The organism is Rathayibacter sp. VKM Ac-2801 (assembly GCF_009834245.1).
Classification (GTDB): domain Bacteria; phylum Actinomycetota; class Actinomycetes; order Actinomycetales; family Microbacteriaceae; genus Rathayibacter.
In genome coordinates, this window is the sequence record NZ_CP047183.1 from 225,587 (window position 1) to 245,480 (window position 19,894).

Below are 19,894 nucleotides of genomic sequence, written 5' to 3' on the forward strand. Positions count from 1 at the left end.
GGTGGGGACTCTCGTCCGCAGCGCGACGGCGACTCCCGTCCTCCGTATCGTGGCGGTGGGGACTCTCGTCCGCAGCGCGATGGGGACTCGCGTCCTCCGTACCGTGGTGGTGGCGACTCTCGTCCGCAGCGCGATGGCGACTCGCGTCCTCCCTATCGTGGTGGTGGCGACTCTCGCCCCCAGCGTGACGGGGACTCGCGGCCGCGCAGGGACGGGGACTCCCGTCCTCCGTTCCGCGGCGGATCGCGTGACGGTGGAGCGCGGCCCTGGTCGGACGATCGTCGCGGCGGCGGAGACCGCCAGGGCGGCGGACGCGGACGCGAGGGCTTCGGCGGCGGACGCGGCGGCCCCCGCGAGGAGCCGGAGCTCACCGAGGAGGAGCGCGAGCGGCGCTCCCTCCAGTCGGTGCGCCCGCGCCACGACGACCCGGACCTTCCTGACGACGTGCAGGCCAAGGACCTCGACAAGGTCGCGCGCAACGAGCTGCGCACGCTCTCGAAGGACAACGCCGAGTGGGTCGCCCGCCACCTGGTGATGGCCGGCCGCCTCCTCGAGGAGGATCCCGAGCTGGCGCACCGCCACGTGCTCTCGGCGGCGCGCCGCGCGGGACGCATCGCCGTGGTCCGCGAGTCGCTGGCCATCTCGGCTTACGCGACGGGCGACTTCGCTCTGGCGCTGCGGGAGCTGCGGACCTTCCGCCGGATCTCGGGCTCGGACGAGCAGGTGCCGCTGATGGTCGACTCCGAGCGTGGCGTCGGGCGGCCGGACAAGGCGCTCGAGCTGGGACGGTCGATCGACCGCACCACGCTGAGCCCCGGCGCGCAGGTGTCGCTGGCCATCGCCATGTCCGGCGCCCGCCTCGACCTCGGCCAGGCGGAGCTCGCCCTCATGGAGCTCGAGATCCCGCAGCTGGACCCGGACCGCGCGTTCTCGTACAGCCCGGATCTCTTCGCCGCCTACGCGCTCGTCCTCGAGGAGGTCGGCCGCTCCGAGGAGGCGGCGGAGTGGCAGCGCCGTGCGGACATCGCGGCCCAGGCCGTCTTCGCAGCCGAGGGCGGCGGTGACGACGAGACGATCGAGGTGATCGAGGAGGAGCACGAGTCGGCCGGCGCCGACTCCGCTCCCGATCGTGCCGACGAGGGGACCGCGGTCGACGCCGCGGACGAGTACCTGGACGATGAGGACGAGGTCGGCCCGATCGTCGTCGACGACGCGGACGAGGACGACGCTGAGCGGACCGAGCCCGAGGAGATCGCCGATCCCGAGGCCGACCTCTCCGACACGGACGAGCCGACCACCGCGGACGAGTCCCTCGAGTCGGACGGTCTCGCCGAGACCGACTCCGATGAGCGTTTCGACTCGGCTGAGGCGACCGCCGTCGAGTCCGTCGAGCCCGATGACGCCGAGACCGACGACTCCGCGGACGCAGGCCAGACCGCCGACTCCGACGAGCTCGCCGCCACCCGCCCCACCACGCCCGCCGACACCGCCGAGGAGGACGCCGATGTTCCGCAGCAGCAGGACTGAGCCCACCCCGCTCGACGGCCGCGACTCCGTTCTGGCCGACCTCGACGGGGTCGTCTACACGGGCGCCGACGCGATCCCGTTCGCGGTGGAGAGCCTGAACCGAGCGGCCGAGACGCTGCGCGTCGGCTACATCACCAACAACGCGTCCCGCACGGACGCCTCCGTCGCCGGACACCTCTCCGAGCTGGGGCTGAGCGTGCGGCCCGAAGACGTCGTCACCTCCCCGCAGGCGGCCGTCGTGCTGCTCGCCGACCTGGTGCCGGCCGGCTCGACGATCCTCGTCGTCGGAGCGGAGGGCCTCACCTCCGAGGTCGAGCGCGCCGGATTCACCGTGACGCGCAGCGCGGAGGACTCGCCGGCGGCGGTCATCCAGGGCTTCGCGCCCACGGTCGGCTGGGAGCAGCTCGCCGAGGCCTCGTTCGCGCTCCACACCGGGATCCCGTGGGTCGCGACGAACACCGACTGGACCATCCCTGTCGCCCGCGGCATCGCCCCGGGCAACGGGACCCTCGTCTCGGCCGTGCACACCGCGGTCGGCAGGCTCCCGGTCGTCGCGGGCAAGCCCGAGCGCGCCATCTTCGACGCGGCGACCGCGCGCTTCGGCTCGACCAACCCGCTGTTCCTCGGCGACCGGCTCGACACCGACATCGCCGGCGCGAACGGCGCCGACATGGAGAGCGCGCACGTGCTCACCGGGATCGACCGGGCCAAGCAGCTCCTCGCAGCGGAGCCCAAGCTCCGGCCGACGTACATCCTCGGCGACCTGCGCGAGCTGCACCTGCCCTACCCGGCCACGACCGTCTCCCGGAACGGCACGCACGCCGTCCGCGGCGCGAAGGTCCGCCTCGACGGCGACTCCGTGGTGATCGTGGACGCCGGCGACGACGCGACGGATCTGCTCCGGGCCGCCTGCTCGGTGATCTGGTCGTCCGGCCGCGCGATCTACGGCCTCGACGTGCCGGAGTCGCTCTACAGCTGAGCCTGCTCGGCGGGCTCCCGGCGTCCCTCGCGGCGCAGGAGCCCGTCGAGCCGGCCGGCCAGGCCCACCGCCACGATCGCGATCAGCGCGGCGTACGAGAAGGTCGCGGCGAAGACACCGGTCCCGGCTCCGATCAGCCCGGTGACCGCCGCCGCCAGGAGGCCCGTCAGCGCGAGCGAGACCGAGGCGCCGGTCGAGTCGGCGATCTGCAGGGCCGAGCTGTTGAAGCCCTCCCGGCCCGGAGCGGAGAGCGCGAGCGTCATCGTCCCCATCCGCGGGAACATGGTGCCCATGCCGCCGCCGGCGAGGAACCAGCCCACGCCCGCGACGATCGGGCTGAGCGCGAGCACCGTCACGAGCAGCACGACGCCGATGCCGGCGAGCACGAGCGACGTGCCGAGCCTCATCGCTCCGCCATGGCTGAGGCGGGTGCCGGGGCGCCCCTGGAGGTTCGAGCCGAGGGCCCAGGACACGGCGCCCGCGGTGAGCATGGCGCCCGAGAGCCAGGGCGGCAGGCCGTACTGCTCGGAGAGCAGCAGCGGCAGGTAGACCTCGGTGCCGAAGAACGCCGCGGCGACGAGGGCGCGGAGGAGGATCACCGACGGCAAAACGCCCCGGGCGCGCAGCGTGCCGGCGGGCAGGAGCGCGCGGACGGCCACGACCACGACCACCACGGCGGCCGCGGCCAGGAGCCCGGCGAGATCGGGGGCGAGCTCGGCGCTCGTGCTCAGCACGACGACTCCGGCCGAGACCACGACGGCGCGGGCGATGCGGCCCACGGCTCGGCGGTCGAAGGGGAGGCGCTCGCGCGGCTCGAGCGAGCGGAGGATGGGCGCGATCGCGGCGCTCGCGAGGGCCACCAGGCCGACGACTCCGAAGAAGACCCAGTGCCAGCTCGCGAGCTCGGCGACGACCCCGGCCACCAGCGGCCCCACCAGGGAGGGCACGACCCATGCGGCGGCGAAGGCTCCGAAGATCCTCGGATGCAGCTCGCTCGGGTAGACCCGGGCGACGAGCACGTAGAGCGTGACGGTGATCCCTCCGCTGCCGAGCCCCTGCAGCAGGCGGGCCGCCACGAAGACGGGCATCGACTGTGCGGCGCCCGCGGCGACGAGGCCCAGCGTGAAGAGCAGGATCGCGACCACGAGCGACGGGGTCGGGCCGCGGCGGTCGGCGGAGGAGCCGGCTGCGACCATCCCGACCACGGCGGCGGCCAGTGTCGCGGCGAACGCCAGGGGGTAGAGCGCCCGTCCGTCGAGGTCGGCGCTGACGATCGGCATGATCGTCGTCACGGCGAGCGACTCGAACGCGCAGAGGAACACGAGGCTCGTGGTTCCGATGGTGGTCAGGAGGAGGGGAGCCGAGGTGATGCCGCGGCGATCACGAGAACGCACCTGCTCAACAGTACGCCGAGCGCACAGCCCGTCAGCGGTAGACGGCCCAGTCGTCCTTCGCGAGGACCGTCGGGGTGCCCTCGATCTCGACCAGCCAGCCGCGGTCGTCGCGCTCGAGGTAGCGCCCCTGCACGATCTCGGGGGCCCAGCCACCGTCGCGGGACGAGATCCAGCGGACGAAGCGGACGGTGCCGCCGCGACGGAACAGTGTGCCGTTGTGGTCGCTCATGCGGGGATCTTCTTCACGGAGAGGTCGTCGGACGACGAGGATTCGGGGAGGAGGTGGAGGCCGAGGCGGCCGTTCGAGGCGTTCGAGAGCTCGCGCAGCCAGTGCGGGTTCAGCTCGATCGAGGCGGTGCCGTCGTATTCGTAGCGGGTGGGGATGCTGGGGTGGAGCCACAGCTCGGACCGTCGGCCCTCGCCGTCCTCGATCGTCAGGAGGAAGCCCTCGCCGCGCCGGAACCGCGAGGTGATCACGGTCTGGAGGTGGGCCAGAGCGCGGTCCTCGAAAGCGTGCGAGCTGGCCGGGGCGCCGTAGAGAAGTCGTCCCATCGAGCGCACCTCCTCCTCGTCGGCGGCGCACGGAAGGCGTGCCGCACGATCGACACTAGGTTTTGCTAAGCCGGTTAGCTAACAGCCGGAGCGTCCACTGCGCTTTCGGGATACACGCGCTCGGGCGGTCGGAGAAGTGGTTCGATGGGGACAGCGAGTTCCCGCCCGGGGCGCCTGCCGCTCGGAAGGTGCACCCCCGATGGACGCTCGACCAGACCTGTTCGCTCTGCTCACGCGGCTGCGCACGGCGGAGCGCGACTACGACGGCCGCGTGGAGCGGCGCCTGGGCATCGGCGCCACGGACCTCGCGGCCCTGCGGCTGATCGGAGTCGGAGAGCGGCGGAACGAGATCGTGCGCGCTGTCGACCTGGCCGCGGCCCTGTCGATCACGACGGCGGCGGTCTCCCTCCTCGTCGACCGCCTCGCCCGCGCCGGGTACGTGAACCGCACCCCCGACCCCTCCGACGGCCGCGGTCGGATCCTCTGCCTGACGGAGCGGGCGCAGAAGGCGATCATCGGCACCGACGACCCCACCTACGAGCTGATCCGCACGATGGTCGCGCAGGTGCCGGAGCCGGAGGCGGCGACCGTCGCGCTGCTGCTCGACGGCCTCAGCAGCATCCTCGAGGGGCAGCTCCCGCCCGACGTCGTCGACTGATCAGCTCTGGAGGGTGGTGCTCGGCGATTCGCCGAACCGCTCCGTGTAGGCCGCGCTGAAGCGGCCCGCGTTCCCGAAGCCCCAGTGCCGGGCGACGGCGGAGACCGTCGTCCCGTGGGGCGGGCTCGCGGCGAGCTCCTCCCGGGCGCGGTCGAGCCGCACCAGGCGCAGGTAGGCGATCGGGCGCATCCCGAGCACCCGCTGGAACGCGGACTGCAGGCCCCGGACGGTCAGGCCCGCCGCCGACGCCATCTCCGCCGGGCCGATCGGCTCGCGGCAGTGGGCGTGCACGTACTCGACGGCCGCGCGGACCCGCGCGTTCCGGGGGGCGAGGAGCTCGGGCGGGACCGGCGCCGACTCCGGAGGGTAGAGATCGAGCAGGGCGGAGGCCGTGGCGCGGGTGAGCTCGTCCCAGAGCAGCGGCTCGACCCGCTCGCTGCGCAGGGCACGGGCGGAGTCGGCGACGGCCGTGCGCCAGCGGCGGATCGCCGCGGCGTCGGGGCGGTGCTCGGAGTCGAAGACGAGGGACCCGACGAGGCCGCGCTCGGCGGCGACCCGGTCGACCACTCCCCGGTCGAGGTGCACCAGGCGCTGGTCGAAGTCGACGTAGTCGAAGGCGAACGGCCGGCCGACGGGGAAGAGGACGGGTCGGTTCTCCTCCATCGCGATCGAGGCGCGGCCGACGTCGATCCGTCCGGAGCCTCCCACGATCCACTGCACGACGACGTCGTCCGAGTCGCCCACGCCGCCGGCGAGGTGCCCGGACATCCGCGACGTGCGGAGGGTCATCCCGCTGTCGCCGATGGCGGCGTAGCGGTAGCTGAAGTCGGCCGCGGTGGTGGCGGCGCGCCACTCGTCGCCGTTGTAGAGCCGCGCGAGGCTGTGCCGCGCCTCGTCCGGATCCCCGCCGCCGGCTTCGAGCCGGACGCGGGGGTGATGATCGTCCACGGGTCGAGGTGCCTCAGCGGGTCAGGCGCTCGATGAGCTCGCGGTAGCGCGCGGCCGTGCGCTCGACGATCTCGGACGGGAGCGTCGGGGGGAGGCCCTGGCCGTCCCAGTTGTCGGAGAGCCAGTCGCGCACGATCTGCTTGTCGAAGGAGCGGCCGCGGATCCCGGCGTCGTAGTCGTCGGCGTCCCAGTAGCGGGAGGAGTCGCTCGTGAGCACCTCGTCGCCGAGGGTGACCACTCCGGTCCCGCGGTCGACCCCGAACTCGAACTTCGTATCGGCCAGCAGCACGCCACGGGCCAGGGCGATGGTGGACGCCTCGCGGAAGACCGCGAGCGAGAGGGTGCGCAGCGCCTCCGCGGCCTCCTCCCCGACGATCTCGACGGTGCGCTCGAAGGTGATGTTCTCGTCGTGCTCGCCCTGCGGGGCCTTCCACGCGGGGGTGTAGATCGGCTCGGGGAGCACGTCGCCGTCCTGGAGGCCCTCGGGGAGCGGGACGCCGCAGACGGAGCCCGTCTCCCGGTACTCCTTCCAACCGCTGCCGGAGAGGTAGCCGCGGACGACGCACTCGATCGGGAACATGTCGAGCGTCTTCACCAGCATCGACCGGCCGCGGACCGCCTCGGGGATCTCTCCCGGAACGAGGTGGTTCGGGATGTCGGAGAGCTGCGCGAACCACCAGAGGGACAGCGTGGTCAGCAGCTCGCCCTTGCCGGGGATGCCGGGCTCCAGGACGGCGTCGTACGCGCTGACCCGGTCGCTGGCGACGACGAGCATGCGGTCGGCGCCGAGCACGGGGTCGGCGTCGTCGGGGGTGTAGAGGTCGCGGACCTTGCCGGAGTAGGCGTGCTGCCATCCGGGCAGCGGCGCCGTGGTGTCGAAGGACAGGGAGTCGTCGCGGGTCACGTCGCCATTCTCCCCGATCCGGCGTTCCGCGGCTCCTGAACGCCTGCTGTGTCCTTCCGGATCCGGGCTGTCAAGCAGGCGCGGCCGCCGATCGCCCGCGCCTAGCGTCGGAGACATGACTTCGCAGAACGAACAGACCCCGCAGAAAGACCAGTACACGTTCCAGGACCCCGCCGCGATGTTCTCCGACATCGACACGGAGGCCCAGTACCAGGAGGGCTCCGGCCTCGACTCGAAGATGGACGACCCCGCCGACCGCGGCGAGTCGACCTACCGCGGCTCCGGCCGCCTCGCCGGCCGCAAGGCGCTCATCACCGGAGGAGACTCGGGCATCGGTGCGGCCGTCGCCATCGCCTACGCCCGCGAGGGCGCCGACGTCGCGATCGTCTACCTCCCCGAGGAGGAGTCCGACGCGAAGAAGGTCGTCGCGCTGATCGAGGAGGCCGGCCGCACCGCCGTGGCCATCCCCGGCGACATCACCGACCACGACTTCGCCGTGGGCGCGGTCGCGCAGGCCGTCGAGGGCCTCGGCGGCCTCGACATCCTCGTGAACAACGCCGGCAAGCAGCAGCACGTCGAGGACTTCCTCGAGCTCTCGGACGAGCAGTTCGACGAGACCTTCAAGACCAACGTCTACGCGATGTTCTGGATGACGAAGGCGGCCGTGCCGCACCTCGCCCCGGGCTCCGCCATCATCAGCACCTCGTCGATCCAGGCGTACTCGCCCTCGCCGATGCTGGTCGACTACGCCAGCACGAAGGCCACGATCAACACGTTCTCGAAGGCGCTCTCGCAGCAGCTCGCGCCCAAGGGCATCCGCGTGAACGTCGTCGCCCCGGGTCCGATCTGGACGCCGCTGCAGACCGCGGGCGGCCAGCCGTCCGACAAGCTGCCCGAGGTCGGCTCGCAGACGCCGCTCGGACGCTGGGGCCAGCCGGCCGAGCTCGCTCCCGCTTACGTCTTCCTCGCCTCCCCGGAGTCGAGCTACGTCATCGGCGAGACGCTGCACGTCAACGGCGGCATGCCCACGCCGTAACACTCGGCGCTCACGGCGGGCCCGGTCGCGGCGCGGAGGAACTTCTTCCGCGCTGTGACGGGGCCCGCCGTTTTGGTTGTCGTAACAATCGACTGCTGTGCAGGTTCGTGCGCGAGAGTCGGTGCATGACCGATTCCCTGCCGATCCTCGACCTGTCCCGCCTCGACCAGGGGGAGGCGGAGGCCGCCGCCTTCCGCCGCGACCTCCGGGAGACCACGCACGACGTGGGCTTCTTCTACCTCGTCGGCCACGGCGTGCCCCAGGACCTCCTCGACGACGTCGTCGCCGTCTCGCGCCGCTTCTTCGACCTGCCGGAAGAGGAGAAGCTCGCGATCGAGAACACCCTCAGCCCGCAGTTCCGTGGCTACACCCGCTTCGGTGCCGAGCTCACCAACGGCGACGTGGACTACCGCGAGCAGGTCGACATCGGCATCGACCGCCCGGCCGTCCCGAGCGGACCGGACGTCGCCGACTACGAGCGCCTCGAGGGGCCCAACCTCTGGCCGGAGGCGCTGCCGGAGTTCCGCGAGGTCTTCGAGCGCTGGCACGCGGAGCTCGCCGCGGTCGCGATCCGGCTGCTGCGCACCTGGGCCGTCGCCCTCGACGCCCCGGAGGACGTGTTCGACGAGGCGTTCGCCGAGCGGCCGTTCTCGCTGGTGAAGGTCGTCCGCTACCCGGGCACCTCGGACCCGGAGCCCAAGCAGGGCGTGGGCGCGCACCGCGACGGCGGCGTGCTCACGCTGCTGCTGGTCGAGCCCGGCAAGGGCGGCCTGCAGGTCGAGCACGACGGCTCGTGGATCGAGGCGCCGGCGAAGGAGGGAGCGTTCGTCGTCAACATCGGCGAGATGCTGGAGCTCGCCACGGGTGGCTACCTCAAGGCCACGCTGCACCGCGTGATCTCGCCGCTGATCGGGACGGACCGGATCTCGATCCCGTTCTTCTTCAACCCCGCGCTCTCGGCGACCATGCCCTCGCTCCCGCTGCCCGAGGAGCTCAAGTCCGGGCTCTCGGTCGACCCGACGAATGCGCCGATCCTCGAGACCTACGGCGAGAACGCGCTGCGCTACCGGCTCCGCGCCCACCCGAACGTGGCGGCCGTCCACCACGCGGACCTGCTCGCTCCCACCGTCTGACCCGCTCCGCGAGATGCCGCTCCGGTACGCCTGCACCGGCGTGTCGCGTACCGGACCGGCGTCTCGCGGGACGACGAAAGGGCCCCCTCCTGCGCTCGCGCGGGAGGGGGCCCTTCGTCGTCAGCGCGTCAGCAGCGCGCAGCGGCCACGGGGACCGTCGCGGTGAACGCGGGCTGGCCGGTCGCCGATCCGGTCACCGTCACCGTGCCGGCCGGCATCGAGGCCAGGCGGGTGGTGAAGGCGGCGGAGGCGGACGAGCCGGGTGCGACCGCGGTGAACGACTTCGAGCCGTAGGCCGAGGCGATCGTGACGTCCGCGGCAGCGGTGTCGGTGTTCTTCACGGTCGCCGTGAGGACGATCTTGCCGGCGACGCAGCGCGTCGACACGGCCGGGACGAGCTCGAGGGTGTCCAGCGACACCGCGGCCGAGGCCGAAGTGCGCACCAGCTTGTCCGCGTAGCCGGTGTAGGAGGCCGTGACGCTGGTCACGTCCGCCGGGACCGAGACGCTCGCCGTGCCGCCGGTCAGCGGGACGGTCGACGTCCACGAGCCGCCGGTGAAGGTGACCGAGCCGACGACGTCGCCCTTGTCTGCCGCCGCGACCGTCGCCGTGACCGTGCGGCCGTCGGCGGTGAGGGTCGTGGTGGAGTCGACGGCGGTGACGCCGGTCCAGTTCTTCATGGCGGTGAGGACCGTCTGCGGGACGCTCACGAACGCACCGTGCCGCGGGCTGGCCGGGAGGCCGGCGCGGCTCTTGGGCGAGACGTTCCAGTCGGCCGACTGCGAGAGGCGGTCCGTCTGCGAGCTGCCGGCGATGGCCGCTCCGGAGGTGAGGAAGGCCTTGTAGCCGCCGTCGCCGTAGTTGTCGACGAGGAAGGCGTAGCCGTCGCCCGTGCCGGTGGTGTCGTTCGGGTCACCCGCGTTCAGCTTGATGATCTCGGGTCCCTCACCGGCCTGGCCGGTCTCGAGCGAGGTCATCCGGGTGTCGGTGAGCTGCCAGGTGGTGTTCGGGTCGGCGCTCCAGTTCGAGGAGGTCGTCCCGGCGGTCAGGACCTTCGACCTCTCGAGGAAGATGTCCTTGCCGGCTTCGAGGGTGCCGGCGGCGCCGCCCTCCTCGTTCTTGGTGAAGCGGTAGTAGTAGTCGCCGATCTTCGTGATCGTCGAGTCGATCCGCGCGTAGCCCGTGTCCTGCCAGGTGGCGGGAGGAGCGGTGAACGTGCGGAAGTCGCGGGTGATCACGGAGAAGACGCGGGAGTAGAGCTTGTCGCTGTTGGTCTTCGTCGCGTCCGAGTAGAGGCGCGAGGAGAAGAACACGACGTAGGACTGCAGGGCGTCGTCCCAGTACGCCTCGGGCGCCCAGGTCATGCCGGCGGCCGGCTGGTTCACCGTGATGCCGGTGTCGACGCCGTTGGTGCGGGTCCACTGCACCAGGTCGGTCGACTCCCAGACCTCGATCTTCAGGCTGCCCTTGGACTGGGCGTCGCCCCAGCTCGTGCCGCAGGAGATGCAGAGGTCGGTGGCGACCATGTAGTACTTGTCGCCGTTGTGCGAGCGGAGGATGAACGGGTCGCGCAGGCCCTTCGTGTCGGTCGTCGAGGTGATGACCGCCTTGCCGCCGTTGACCGGCGAGAAGGTGAAGAAGTCGTTGCCCGAGGTCGCGGCCTGGTAGATCTTCTCGTCGCCGTCCGACTTGAAGTACGCCGAGGCGTAGCCCGCGTCAGGAGCGGTGCGGCCGAGCTCGGCGACCGTCAGCGTGAAGGCCCGGGTCTCGGTGACGCCGTTGAGCGTCGCCTTCGCGGTGAGGGTGACCGTCCTGTCCCCGGAGCCGTAGGCCGGGCGGGTGACGACGCCGCCGCCGCGGTAGGGGTCGGCCGCGCCGACTGCCGGAGGCGCGTAGGAGGTGCTCGTCGGCGTGACGAGGGCCGGGTCCGAGGAGGTCCAGGTGATGTCGGTGCCGTTCTTGGCGCCCTTCACCGCGAGGGGGAGGTTCTCGGTCGTGCGCGTGGCGAGCTTCAGCGCGTCGAGGTCGTCGTTGATGCTCGGGGCGAGCACGACGACGTCGAAGGCGATCGTCGCGCCCTGAGCGGTGGTCGCCGTCAGGGTGACCGGGGTGTTCTGCGCGATCGAGCGCGAGACGACGCCGGTGGTCGAGACGACCGCGCTGTTCGAGGAGGTCCAGGTGAGCGGGACGCCGCTGCTGGAGGCGGGCAGCGTCAGGTTCGAGGAGACCTGGGTCAGCGAGGGGTTGCCGGCCAGCAGGACGGGCTGGATGTCCGAGCGCAGCAGGGCGGAGGTCGCGGACGCCTTCGCCGCGGCGGTCGGCATGCTCGAGGCGACCTGCTCGGCGGTGAGGGAGGTGTCCCAGAACTTCACGTCGGCGACGTCGGCGGTCACGAGGGCGTCGCCCTGGTAGAGCGAGCGGCCGAGGTAGCCCAGCGTGGAGCCGGTCGGGACGATGCTCGCCATCGACTTGGCGGTCGTCACGGTGGAGATCTGCGTGCCGTCGCGGTACAGGGTGAGCGTCGTGGTCGCTCCGGTGCCCGTGCCGACGAGGGTGAGCGTCGTGAATCCGGGGTTGAGCGTGCCGCCGAAGGGCATGCGGGTCTCGCCGTTGCCGGAGTCCTTCACGCGGATGCCCGCGAGCACCTGGCCGCTGGGCGAGCCGTCGGGGTTCCGCGGGTTCACGAAGACGTGGTTGCCGAGCTGCGTGGTGTTCCACGGGCCGACGCCGTCGCCGATGACCCAGCCGAACTGGTTGGCGGTGGTCTGCGTCTTCACGGTGTACTCGACCGCGAAGGCGTTGTCCGAGCCGGTCACGAGCCCCTGCGGGAGGGAGGCGTAGCCGTTCGCCTTGAAGCGGGCGACCTGGTCGCCGCCGGCGTCCGCGAACGACGAGTCGCCGAGCCCGGTCAGGGTCGCGTTGCGCCCGTTGCCCGAGATGTCGAGCAGAGCGGACCCCGCGTGCGACATGTCGTAGTGCGCGGTGGGCGCGGGCACGTCGACGGCCTGAGCCGAGACGGGGACGAGGGCGCCGGTGAGGGCGACGCTCGTGCCTGCGAGTGCGGAGAGGAGGAGGGTTCGCACGCGGCGCCGAGGCGCGGCGGCAGGGGGCTCCGGGGAGCGTCGTCTCATCGTCGAGACCTTTCCGTCAGGGGAGGGGCGTCGGACCGGGGGGAACGGCGCAGTGTTCACGTTAACATGTGCGCCGCCCCAGAGCTATGGGAGAGGTGGACTCATCTGCGGACCGATCGCTACCACTCCGGACCCTCGGAGTGAATCCCCTGATCACTCCGAGGAGCCGGACGTACGGTGACGGTGACGGGCCGATGACGACACGATCGCCGCAGACCGTCGTGCCACAGGTACGGCCGCGGGCCGGCCGGAGAGGACGGTCGGGATGAACGACAGTGTTCCGTTCTGGGTGCGCCTCGCGCGCAAGGAGCCGCAGTGCGCCATCGTGCGGGGCCGGATCTTCGAGATCGGCGCTCCCGATGAGCGGGACGGGCTGTTCCTCCTCACGGTGTGGGAGAAGGGCCGGACGGTCGGCCACGTGATGTGCACGGACCCGCCGTCGTACCGTCCCAGCGGTCCGCGGGTCGCCGCCGACCCGCAGCCCGTCGCCGGCGTGGAGGAGCTGCTCGAGCTCCTCGTGCCGCAGCGCTCGCGGTCGGGGCTCCGGGCGCACGGCTGACGGCTCGACCCGCCCGGCGGGGGACGCGCGTCCCGCGCCGATCGACGGCCTCTCGGGGGAGTCGTGCGGGAGGAGCGGGGCTGGCATCCTGACCTCGGCGCGATGGCCGCGCCCCGTGAGGGGAGCCCCATGAGCGCCACCGAGGACGTCGACGACGGGACCGCCGAGTTCGGCTACCGCCCCTCCCTCACCCGCGGGATCGGCCGCTTCGGCAGCTTCGCCGCGGGCGTGAGCTACATCTCGATCCTGACCGGCACGTTCCAGCTCTTCTCCTTCGGCTTCGCGCTCGGCGGTCCCGCCTACTGGTGGTCCTGGCCGATCGTGTTCGCCGGGCAGCTCATGGTGGCGCTGTGCTTCGCCGAGCTCGCCGCCCGCTACCCGGTCGCCGGCTCCGTCTACAACTGGAGCAAGCGCCTGGCCGGTCCGACGGTGAGCTGGCTGGCGGGCTGGCTGATGGCGACCGCCTCCGTGGTCACGCTCGCCGCCGTCGTGCTCGCCTACCAGGCGACGCTCCCGCAGATCTGGGGCGGATTCCAGCTCGGCGAGTCCTCGGGTGTCAGCGCGGTGGTCTGGGGTGCGCTGCTGATCGCGTTCACCACTGCGGTTAACGCGCGCGGCGTGCGGCTGATGGCCCGGATCAACAGCGTCGGCGTGCTGATCGAGCTCGTCGCGGCGGTGCTGCTGGTGGCGGTGCTCGCGGTGCACGTGGTGCATCCGCCGACCGTGCTGCTCGACACGAGCGGCTACGGCGGGAGCACGCCGGGCGGGTACGCCGGCGCGTTCCTCATCGCCGCGATCGCGTCGGCGTACGTGATGTACGGCTTCGACACCGCGGGCTCGCTCGGCGAGGAGACGGTCGACCCGCGCCGGACCGCGCCGACGGCGATCCTGCGGGCGGTGACCGCCTCCTTCGTCCTCGGCGGCCTGATCCTGCTGCTGGGGATCCTCTCGGCGCCCGACCTCGCCGATCCGGCGCTCGGGCAGGCGTCGGGCGGGCTGCAGCGGATCGTGCTGCAGGTGCTCGGCGGCCCGCTGGGGACGGTGTTCCTGCTCTGCGTGGTCGTCGCGATCACGGTGTGCGCGCTCGCCGTGCACACGGCGGGCATCCGGCTGATCTTCGCGATGGCGCGCGACAACGCCCTGCCCGGCAGCCGCGTGCTCGCCCGCGTCGACCCGCGGCGCGGGACCCCGGTCGCGCCGGCACTGATCGTGGGGGTGCTCGCCGTGCTGATCCTGGTGGTGAACGTCGGGACGCCGGCGATCTTCACGGCCGTGACGAGCGTGGCGGTCATCCTGATCTACCTCGCGTACCTGCTGGTGACGGTGCCGCTGCTGATCGCCCGGCTCCGGGGCCGGTGGCCGGCGGCCGCGCCCGGGCGCTTCTCGCTCGGACGCGCGGGCCTGCCGGTGAACGTCGTCGCGGTGCTCTGGGGCGCGGCGATGACGGTCGACCTCGCGTGGCCGCGCGTCGAGGTCTACGGGGAGGAGCTGCGCTGGAGCGCGGTCGTCGTGATCGCCGCGGTCGTCGGGATCGGCCTGGCCTGGTTCCTCCTCCGCGGCCGGCACCGGCTGGGCACGCTGGCCGCGCACGCGCTGCCGACCCCGCGCGGAGACGACTCGGCTGGAGACGTCCGCCGCTGAGACGCCCGGGAAGGCTGGTTCTCGAGGCGGGAGACGAGCCTTCCCGGGCGGGTCAGTGGCGACGACGCCAGGTCTGCGCTCCCCAGAAGAGAAGGAACGCGGCGACCGGGAAGAGCACCAGCGTCGGAAGCTGGAGCCCGACCAGCACGGCGATCACGAGGAAGCAGGCGCCGACGGCGAGCGCGGTCAGCAGGTCCTTCGTGGTGGCGGTCACGACGGCTCCTCTCAGCAGTCGACTTCGTACGTGAACCAGAGTGCCGGACCGGTTCCGTAGGGGATGTTGATCTGGCTGCAGCGGCCGTTGCTCGCGGCGTCCTTGAAGGGCTGGATCTTGGTCCGCAGGACCAGCGCGGCGCCGAGGCCGCACGCGACAGCTCCCGGAGCGGAGCCGATCAGGCCGCAGAGGGTCGCGGCGGCGCTGCTCGCGTCGCCGGAGTCGGCGATCGCCTGCGTCTCGGCGCGGTCGAAGCGGACGCCCGTCCCTCCCGGCCAGAGGACCGGCTGGGGGTCGGCGACGACAGGGAAGACGATGCCGGCCGAGGAGAGGTCGACGTGCTGCAGGAGCGTCGTCCCGCTCACCGAGTAGGAGGTGGGGACTGCCGCTCCCGTTGCGTCGACCGCCCAGGGCGGCGCGAACCGGTAGTGCGGTTGCCCCGCCGGATCGAGGACGACCGCTCCACCGTCGTCGGTCAGGGACAGCGACGATCCCGTGCCGATGCTCACCGCGTAGGGGTACTCCTCGGGCGCGGTCCGGTCGCGCAGCACGGTGTGGATGCGCACGGTGCTGCCTGCCACCACGGGCACGGTCGTCGAGCCGTCGCCGTTGTCGTAGACGCGGACTCCAGGGTGCTCGGTCGACCCCGCGACGGCTCCGTCTCCGGCGGGCAGCCGGATGGACAGTGTGGGCGCGTCCTCCGCCGTGATGGTGAGGGGCTCCCTGCTGGTCGACGGGAGGTCGACGGTCGCTGCGTCGCCGAGAGTGCCGGCAGTGGGCGGAGTGGTCGCGGCGTCGACAGCGCTGACCGCGGCTTCTGCAGTGCTGGTCGCGCCGTCGTGAGCGCTGACCGCGGCGTCGGGGAGCGCCGACGGCGCCGCGTGCGCCGGGGCGACGCTTGCAGCGACCAGAGCGCACGCCAGGAGCGCCGCGAGTCCGCCGCGGGCGGCGGTCTCTCGATGGTCTCTGTTCATGTTCTCTCCTCCTCGTGGTCCGGGTACCGCCGGGACGCGGTGCCCGCGTCTCGGAAAGGAGGCACGCCGGGATCGCGGCCGACGCGTGAGCGCCTGTCGGTCCCGGCGTGTCCCCGGTGCGCAGTCCCGATCCGCTCGTTCTTGCGCTTTCGATACTCGACCATACGTGTATGGGTCTTGACCAGTCCGCAAAAGGGGGAGCATGCCCGCGCGCGGGGACGACCCGGGCACGAGGACGGACCGGGAGGGTTCTGCCCTCGTGCTCCCGCCGCCGGGCTCGAGCAGACCTCGGGCGACTCGGCGGCGGCGGGAGGGGAGGAGGATGGGGGAGCGGGTGCTCGGCCGAGCGCCCCGGGGAGGAGCACGCGTGCGGGACCGCCTGGCGACTCCGTCCCTGCTCGCGCACGCCGTGCTCATCCAGGCCGTCGCGTTCCTGCTCCGGCCGGCCGCCGTCTACCAGGCGATCCAGCTCGACGTGCCGGCCTGGGCGCTCGGGGCGCTCGGCGCCTCCTTCGCTCTGGTGCCGCTGCTGATCGCGCTGCCGACCGGCGGGCTGGTCGACCGGGTCGGCGCCCGAGCGGTGATGGCCGTCGGCTCGCTCGTCGCGGTGGGAGCGGCCGCAGTGCTGCTCCTGGCGGGCGGGAGCGTCGCCGGGCTGCTGGTCGGCATCGCCCTGCTCGGCGCGGGGCACCTGGGCTGCGTGGTCGGGCAGCAGACCGTCGTCGCGGGCGGCACCGGAGGGACGCGGCTCGACAGCCGCTTCGGCTACTACACGTTCGCCGCGTCGCTCGGCCAGGCGATCGGGCCCGCGTTCATTCCGGTGCTCGCGGGCGGCTCGGTGCGGCCCGACCCGGCGCCGCTGTTCCTCGTGGGCGGGATCCTCGCGGTGCTGCTGCTCGTCTCGACGGCGGGGATCCGCAGCCCGTCCCCTCGCGGACCCGCGGCGGCGGAGGAGGCGGCTCCGGGCTCGACGCTCGGGCTCCTCCGGGTGCCGGGCCTCGCGCGCGCCCTGCTGACCAGCGCGACCGTCGTCGCCGCCGTCGACCTGACCGTCGTCTACCTCCCCGCCCTCGGCGCCGAGCGCGGACTCCCGGCCGGCGTCGTCGGGGCCCTGCTCACCGTGCGCGCGCTCGCGTCGATGGCCTCACGGCTCCTCCTCGGCGCAGCCACCGCCCGGCTCGGGCGCACCCGGGTGATGGTGGGCGGCATCCTGATCTCGGCGCTCTGCCTGGTGCTGGTCGCCCTGCCCGCGCCGACCGTGCTCCTCTTCGTCGCGGTCGCCGCCCTCGGCCTGGGCCTGGGGATCGGCCAGCCCATCACGATGTCCTGGCTGATCGAGCGCACCCCCGCCGACCGCCACGGCCGTGCCCTCGCGCTGCGCCTGGCCGGGAACCGCCTCGGGCTGATCGCCCTGCCCAGCCTCCTCGGCGTCCTCGCGGCGGCGGCCGGAGCGGGCGGCGTCCTCATCGGCACCGGCGCCGCGGTCGGCGCGACCCTCCTGCTTCTGCGCGGGGTGCGCCTGGACTGAGGTGCCCGGGACCGCAGCGGATCGGCGGCGCGAGCCGCGTTCCCGGGCACCTCGGTCGGGACGCGGGAGGATCAGCTCCCCGGCTCCTCCACGCGGACGTCCTCGGCCGCCTTGTCGGCGCGCCAGCCGCGCCAGACCGGCTGGCGGAGGGTTCCGGAGGCGGTGCGCTCGCGGTAACGGACCTCGCCGACCAGGACGGGTGACACCCAGTGCACGCCCCGCGACTCGAGCGGCGGGACGGAGACGGCGGGCTCGTCGGCGGCTTGCTCGGCCAGGCGGTCGACGAGTCCGCGGCGCTCGCGGTCGCTGAAGCCGGTGCCGACGCGGCCGGAGTAGGCGAGCCCGTCCGCGCCGGGGATCGCGGTCAGCAGCGCCCCGACCGAGCCCTGCAGGCCGCCCTCGCCCTCGCGCCAGCCCACGATCACGACCTCCTGCAGCCGGTGGTGGGTGAGCTTGATCCAGTCGCGCGAGCGGCTGCCCTCCTGGTAGCGCGAGTCGCGGCGCTTGGCGACCACGCCCTCGAGCCCGAGAGCCAGGCTCGTGGCCATCGCCTCCTCCAGGTCGCCCTCGAACACCGACGGGACGTGCACGCGCTCGTTCTCGGCGACGAGCTCCACCAGTGCCGCGCGACGCGTGTCGTAGCCGCTCCCGGTCAGGTCCTCGCCGCCCTGCTCGAGCAGGTCGAAGACCATCAGGTGCACCGGAGTGGACCGGGCGGCCGCCTCGATCTCGCGCGGCTTCGTCAGTCCGCCGCGGGTCTGCAGGGCGCCGAAGTCGGGGCGCCCGCGAGCGTCGAGGGAGACGATCTCGCCGTCGAGCACGGCGTCGACGGCCGCGTCGGCGAGCGGGGCGAGCAGGTCCGGGAACGCCGCGGTCAGGTCGTTGCCGTTGCGGCTCGTGAGGGTCGCGGTGCCGCCCTGCACCCGCACCAGAGCGCGGTAGCCGTCCCACTTCATCTCGATCGCGGCCCCGGGGTCCACGTCGTTCCGGCGTCCCGCGGTGGCGAGCATGGGGCGGTGGCGGCGCGGAGCGGAGTCCTCGGCCGGGCGGTCGGCGGAGGGTGCGGGCCGGGGAGCGCTCGACGCGGCGGACGCGGCCGCCCGGCCCCGTCGCTGCGTCCCGTGCCCGTGAGCGGGACCCGCCGCCATCAGGTGCAGGAGCCAGTTCTTCTCGGCGCCCGCCGTCGATCCCGTGTGCAGCAGGGCGTAGCGGCGGGGCTCGCCGCCGAGCCCGCCGTCCGGGCGTCCGGTCAGCACCGCGATCACCTCCTTCCCCTCGCGCCACTTCTCGAGCGCGTAGGTGCCCTCGTCCCAGATGCGGACCTCGCCCCCGCCGTACTCGCCGGCCGGGATGGTGCCCTCGAAGGTCGCGTACTCGAGCGGGTGGTCCTCGGTCTGCACCGCGAGCCGGTTCGGGTCTCCCTCCAGCGGCGGGCCCTTCGGCACCGCCCAGCTGACCAGGACGCCGTCGTGCTCGAGCCGGAAGTCGTAGTGCAGGCGCCGCGCGTGGTGCTCCTGGATGACGAAGGAGTCGCCCGAGGAGGAGCCCGCGGACCCCGCCTCGGGAACCGGCTCCGGCGTCTTCGACGCGTCGCGCATGCTGCGGTACGTCGCGAGGCGGTCGGAGGAGGCGTCCGTCGCGGCGAAGCCCGCCATCCGCTCCGGGGTCGGCTCGAGCCCGGCGCCGCGGGCGGCGAGCAGCGGGCGGAGGAGGTCGCCGCCGCTCCGCAGCCGCTCCACCACCTCGTCGGGCGAGAGGTGGCGCAGGTCCTCGGCGCCCAGCTCCTCCCAGGTGCGGGGCGCGGCGGCGGCGGGCCGGAGGCGCCCGCGGAGGGAGTAGGGGGCGATGGTCGTCTTCGCCGCGCTGTTCTGGCTCCAGTCGACGAGGACCTTGCCCTCGCGCAGGGTCTTCTTCATGTCCGAGACGACGAGGTCGCGGTGGTCCGACTCGAGCGCGCGGGCCAGCTCGTGCGCGACCGCCGAGATCTGGTCGCTGGAGGCGGAGGCGTCCAGCGGGCAGTACAGATGGATCCCCTTGCTCCCGCTGGTCACCGGCAGCGGAGCCAGGCCCATCCCCTCCAGCAGGTCGCGGGCGAGGATCGCCACCTCGGCGCACTCGGGCAGGCCCGCCCCCTCGCCCGGGTCGAGGTCGAGCACGAGGCGGTCGGGCGGGCGGCGCTCGCCGTCGGAGCCCACCCGCCACTGCGGGACGTGCAGCTCGAGCGCCGCCTGCTGCGCCAGCCAGGTGAGCCCGGCGACGTCGTCGACCAGCGGGTACTCGACGTCGCGCGACGAGTGCGCGAGCCGGGTCCGGCTCAGCCAGTAGGGGGCGGAGGAGGGCAGGTTCTTCTCGAAGAAGACCTCGCCCGGGTGCTCGGCGGTGCCCACTCCGTCGACCCAGCGCTTCCGGGTGACCGGGCGGCGGGCGAGGTGCGGCAGCATCGCGGAGGCGACGGAGGCGTAGTAGGAGAGCACGTCGGCCTTGGTGAAGCCCGTCTCCGGGTAGACGACCTTGTCGAGGTTCGTCAGCCGCAGCCTCCGCCCGCCGACCGAGACGATCTGCTGCGAGGCGGCCATCCCCCCATGGTGGAGGCAGGCGCGCGCCGAGGGAACCCCGGACCGTCGAGGGAACCAGCATCGGCGGGCTCCCTCGACGACTCGGGGTTCCCTCGGCGGCGGGGAGTAGCGTCGACGCACCACGTCCGAAGGAGCCCTCC

Annotated in this window: 17 protein-coding genes; 8 read left to right on the forward strand and 9 right to left on the reverse strand. The window is 73.0% G+C overall.

Features of this window, described 5'->3' with window-relative positions; translation table 11 throughout:
- The first annotated feature begins 405 nt into the window (after positions 1-405).
- Positions 406-1,527, forward strand: coding sequence for an MSCRAMM family adhesin SdrC (locus GSU45_RS01020; RefSeq protein WP_244248164.1), 1,122 nt, complete (start codon positions 406-408; stop codon positions 1,525-1,527).
- Positions 1,505-2,506: an HAD-IIA family hydrolase gene (locus GSU45_RS01025; RefSeq protein WP_159911950.1), complete on the forward strand. Its 1,002-nt coding sequence runs from the start codon at positions 1,505-1,507 to the stop codon at positions 2,504-2,506. Before GSU45_RS01020 ends, GSU45_RS01025 begins: the two co-directional genes overlap by 23 nt.
- Here the strand turns inward: GSU45_RS01025 and GSU45_RS01030 are convergent.
- From GSU45_RS01030 to GSU45_RS01035, 3 genes are read right to left on the reverse strand one after another with little or no spacing between them, the layout of a single operon-like run.
- Entirely contained in the window at positions 2,497-3,900 is a 1,404-nt protein-coding gene (locus GSU45_RS01030; protein ID WP_244248165.1) for an MFS transporter, read from the reverse strand. The two genes, GSU45_RS01025 and GSU45_RS01030, sit on opposite strands and share 10 nt — an antisense overlap.
- 31 nt (positions 3,901-3,931) lie before the next feature.
- Positions 3,932-4,129, reverse strand: coding sequence for a hypothetical protein (locus GSU45_RS17190; RefSeq protein WP_068256013.1), 198 nt, complete (start codon positions 4,127-4,129; stop codon positions 3,932-3,934).
- Entirely contained in the window at positions 4,126-4,452 is a 327-nt protein-coding gene (locus tag GSU45_RS01035; RefSeq protein WP_159911954.1) for a hypothetical protein, read from the reverse strand. The genes GSU45_RS17190 and GSU45_RS01035 overlap by 4 nt, the downstream gene beginning before the upstream one ends.
- Positions 4,453-4,651: 199 nt before the next feature.
- Here GSU45_RS01035 and GSU45_RS01040 point away from each other — a divergent pair, with 199 nt between their 5' ends.
- Positions 4,652-5,110, forward strand: coding sequence for a MarR family transcriptional regulator (locus GSU45_RS01040; RefSeq protein ID WP_159911956.1), 459 nt, complete (start codon positions 4,652-4,654; stop codon positions 5,108-5,110).
- On the opposite strand, the gene GSU45_RS01045 is transcribed toward GSU45_RS01040, so the two are convergent.
- Positions 5,111-6,058 carry a helix-turn-helix transcriptional regulator gene (locus GSU45_RS01045; protein ID WP_159911958.1) on the reverse strand — a complete coding sequence of 316 codons (948 nt, stop codon included), beginning with the start codon at positions 6,056-6,058 and terminating at the stop codon, positions 5,111-5,113. It abuts the gene before it with no gap.
- 13 nt (positions 6,059-6,071) lie between these two features.
- The gene (locus GSU45_RS01050; RefSeq protein ID WP_244248166.1) at positions 6,072-6,962 is read right to left on the reverse strand and encodes a phosphoribosylaminoimidazolesuccinocarboxamide synthase; all 891 of its coding nucleotides are present in this window, start codon (positions 6,960-6,962) and stop codon (positions 6,072-6,074) included.
- A gap of 115 nt (positions 6,963-7,077) precedes the next feature.
- On the opposite strand from GSU45_RS01050, the gene GSU45_RS01055 reads away from it, so the two are divergent.
- Positions 7,078-7,998: a glucose 1-dehydrogenase gene (locus GSU45_RS01055; protein ID WP_159911962.1), complete on the forward strand. Its 921-nt coding sequence runs from the start codon at positions 7,078-7,080 to the stop codon at positions 7,996-7,998.
- A 125-nt stretch (positions 7,999-8,123) separates the two neighbouring features.
- Positions 8,124-9,131, forward strand: a complete 1,008-nt coding sequence (locus GSU45_RS01060; RefSeq protein ID WP_159911964.1) for a 2-oxoglutarate and iron-dependent oxygenase domain-containing protein — start codon at positions 8,124-8,126, stop codon at positions 9,129-9,131.
- Positions 9,132-9,259: 128 nt separating this feature from the next.
- Here the strand turns inward: GSU45_RS01060 and GSU45_RS01065 are convergent, their stop codons facing one another.
- Positions 9,260-12,214: a glycoside hydrolase family 43 protein gene (locus GSU45_RS01065; protein ID WP_244248167.1), complete on the reverse strand. Its 2,955-nt coding sequence runs from the start codon at positions 12,212-12,214 to the stop codon at positions 9,260-9,262.
- Positions 12,215-12,527: 313 nt separating this feature from the next.
- On the opposite strand from GSU45_RS01065, the gene GSU45_RS01070 reads away from it, so the two are divergent.
- Entirely contained in the window at positions 12,528-12,821 is a 294-nt protein-coding gene (locus GSU45_RS01070; RefSeq protein WP_159911968.1) for a hypothetical protein, read from the forward strand.
- A gap of 129 nt (positions 12,822-12,950) precedes the next feature.
- Positions 12,951-14,462 carry an amino acid permease gene (locus GSU45_RS01075; protein WP_159911970.1) on the forward strand — a complete coding sequence of 504 codons (1,512 nt, stop codon included), beginning with the start codon at positions 12,951-12,953 and terminating at the stop codon, positions 14,460-14,462.
- Between the two features lie 52 nt (positions 14,463-14,514).
- On the opposite strand, the gene GSU45_RS01080 is transcribed toward GSU45_RS01075, so the two are convergent.
- Together GSU45_RS01080 and GSU45_RS01085 are read right to left on the reverse strand one after the other, a co-directional pair.
- The gene (locus GSU45_RS01080) at positions 14,515-14,676 is read right to left on the reverse strand and encodes a hypothetical protein (RefSeq protein ID WP_159911972.1); all 162 of its coding nucleotides are present in this window, start codon (positions 14,674-14,676) and stop codon (positions 14,515-14,517) included.
- 11 nt (positions 14,677-14,687) lie between these two features.
- Positions 14,688-15,650, reverse strand: a complete 963-nt coding sequence (locus tag GSU45_RS01085) for a hypothetical protein (protein WP_159911974.1) — start codon at positions 15,648-15,650, stop codon at positions 14,688-14,690.
- Between the two features lie 367 nt (positions 15,651-16,017).
- Here GSU45_RS01085 and GSU45_RS01090 point away from each other — a divergent pair, with 367 nt between their 5' ends.
- Entirely contained in the window at positions 16,018-17,178 is a 1,161-nt protein-coding gene (locus GSU45_RS01090; protein WP_244248168.1) for an MFS transporter, read from the forward strand.
- Positions 17,179-17,249: 71 nt separating this feature from the next.
- On the opposite strand, the gene GSU45_RS01095 is transcribed toward GSU45_RS01090, so the two are convergent.
- Positions 17,250-19,754 (reverse strand): ATP-dependent DNA ligase, encoded by a 2,505-nt coding sequence (locus GSU45_RS01095; protein WP_159911978.1) that lies wholly within the window; start codon positions 19,752-19,754, stop codon positions 17,250-17,252.
- Positions 19,755-19,894: the final 140 nt, after the last annotated feature.

Bases quoted from the DNA above. Each gene is read 5' to 3' on its own strand.
- GSU45_RS01040 (WP_159911956.1), top strand. From the start codon at position 4,652: ATGGACGCTCGACCAGACCTGTTCGCTCTGCTCACGCGGCTGCGCACG.
- GSU45_RS01085 (WP_159911974.1), bottom strand. From the start codon at position 15,650: ATGAACAGAGACCATCGAGAGACCGCCGCCCGCGGCGGACTCGCGGCG.
- GSU45_RS01095 (WP_159911978.1), bottom strand. From the start codon at position 19,754: ATGGCCGCCTCGCAGCAGATCGTCTCGGTCGGCGGGCGGAGGCTGCGG.
- GSU45_RS17190 (WP_068256013.1), bottom strand. From the start codon at position 4,129: ATGAGCGACCACAACGGCACACTGTTCCGTCGCGGCGGCACCGTCCGC.
- GSU45_RS01035 (WP_159911954.1), bottom strand. From the start codon at position 4,452: ATGGGACGACTTCTCTACGGCGCCCCGGCCAGCTCGCACGCTTTCGAG.
- GSU45_RS01070 (WP_159911968.1), top strand. From the start codon at position 12,528: ATGAACGACAGTGTTCCGTTCTGGGTGCGCCTCGCGCGCAAGGAGCCG.
- GSU45_RS01055 (WP_159911962.1), top strand. From the start codon at position 7,078: ATGACTTCGCAGAACGAACAGACCCCGCAGAAAGACCAGTACACGTTC.
- GSU45_RS01075 (WP_159911970.1), top strand. From the start codon at position 12,951: ATGAGCGCCACCGAGGACGTCGACGACGGGACCGCCGAGTTCGGCTAC.
- GSU45_RS01060 (WP_159911964.1), top strand. From the start codon at position 8,124: ATGACCGATTCCCTGCCGATCCTCGACCTGTCCCGCCTCGACCAGGGG.
- GSU45_RS01025 (WP_159911950.1), top strand. From the start codon at position 1,505: ATGTTCCGCAGCAGCAGGACTGAGCCCACCCCGCTCGACGGCCGCGAC.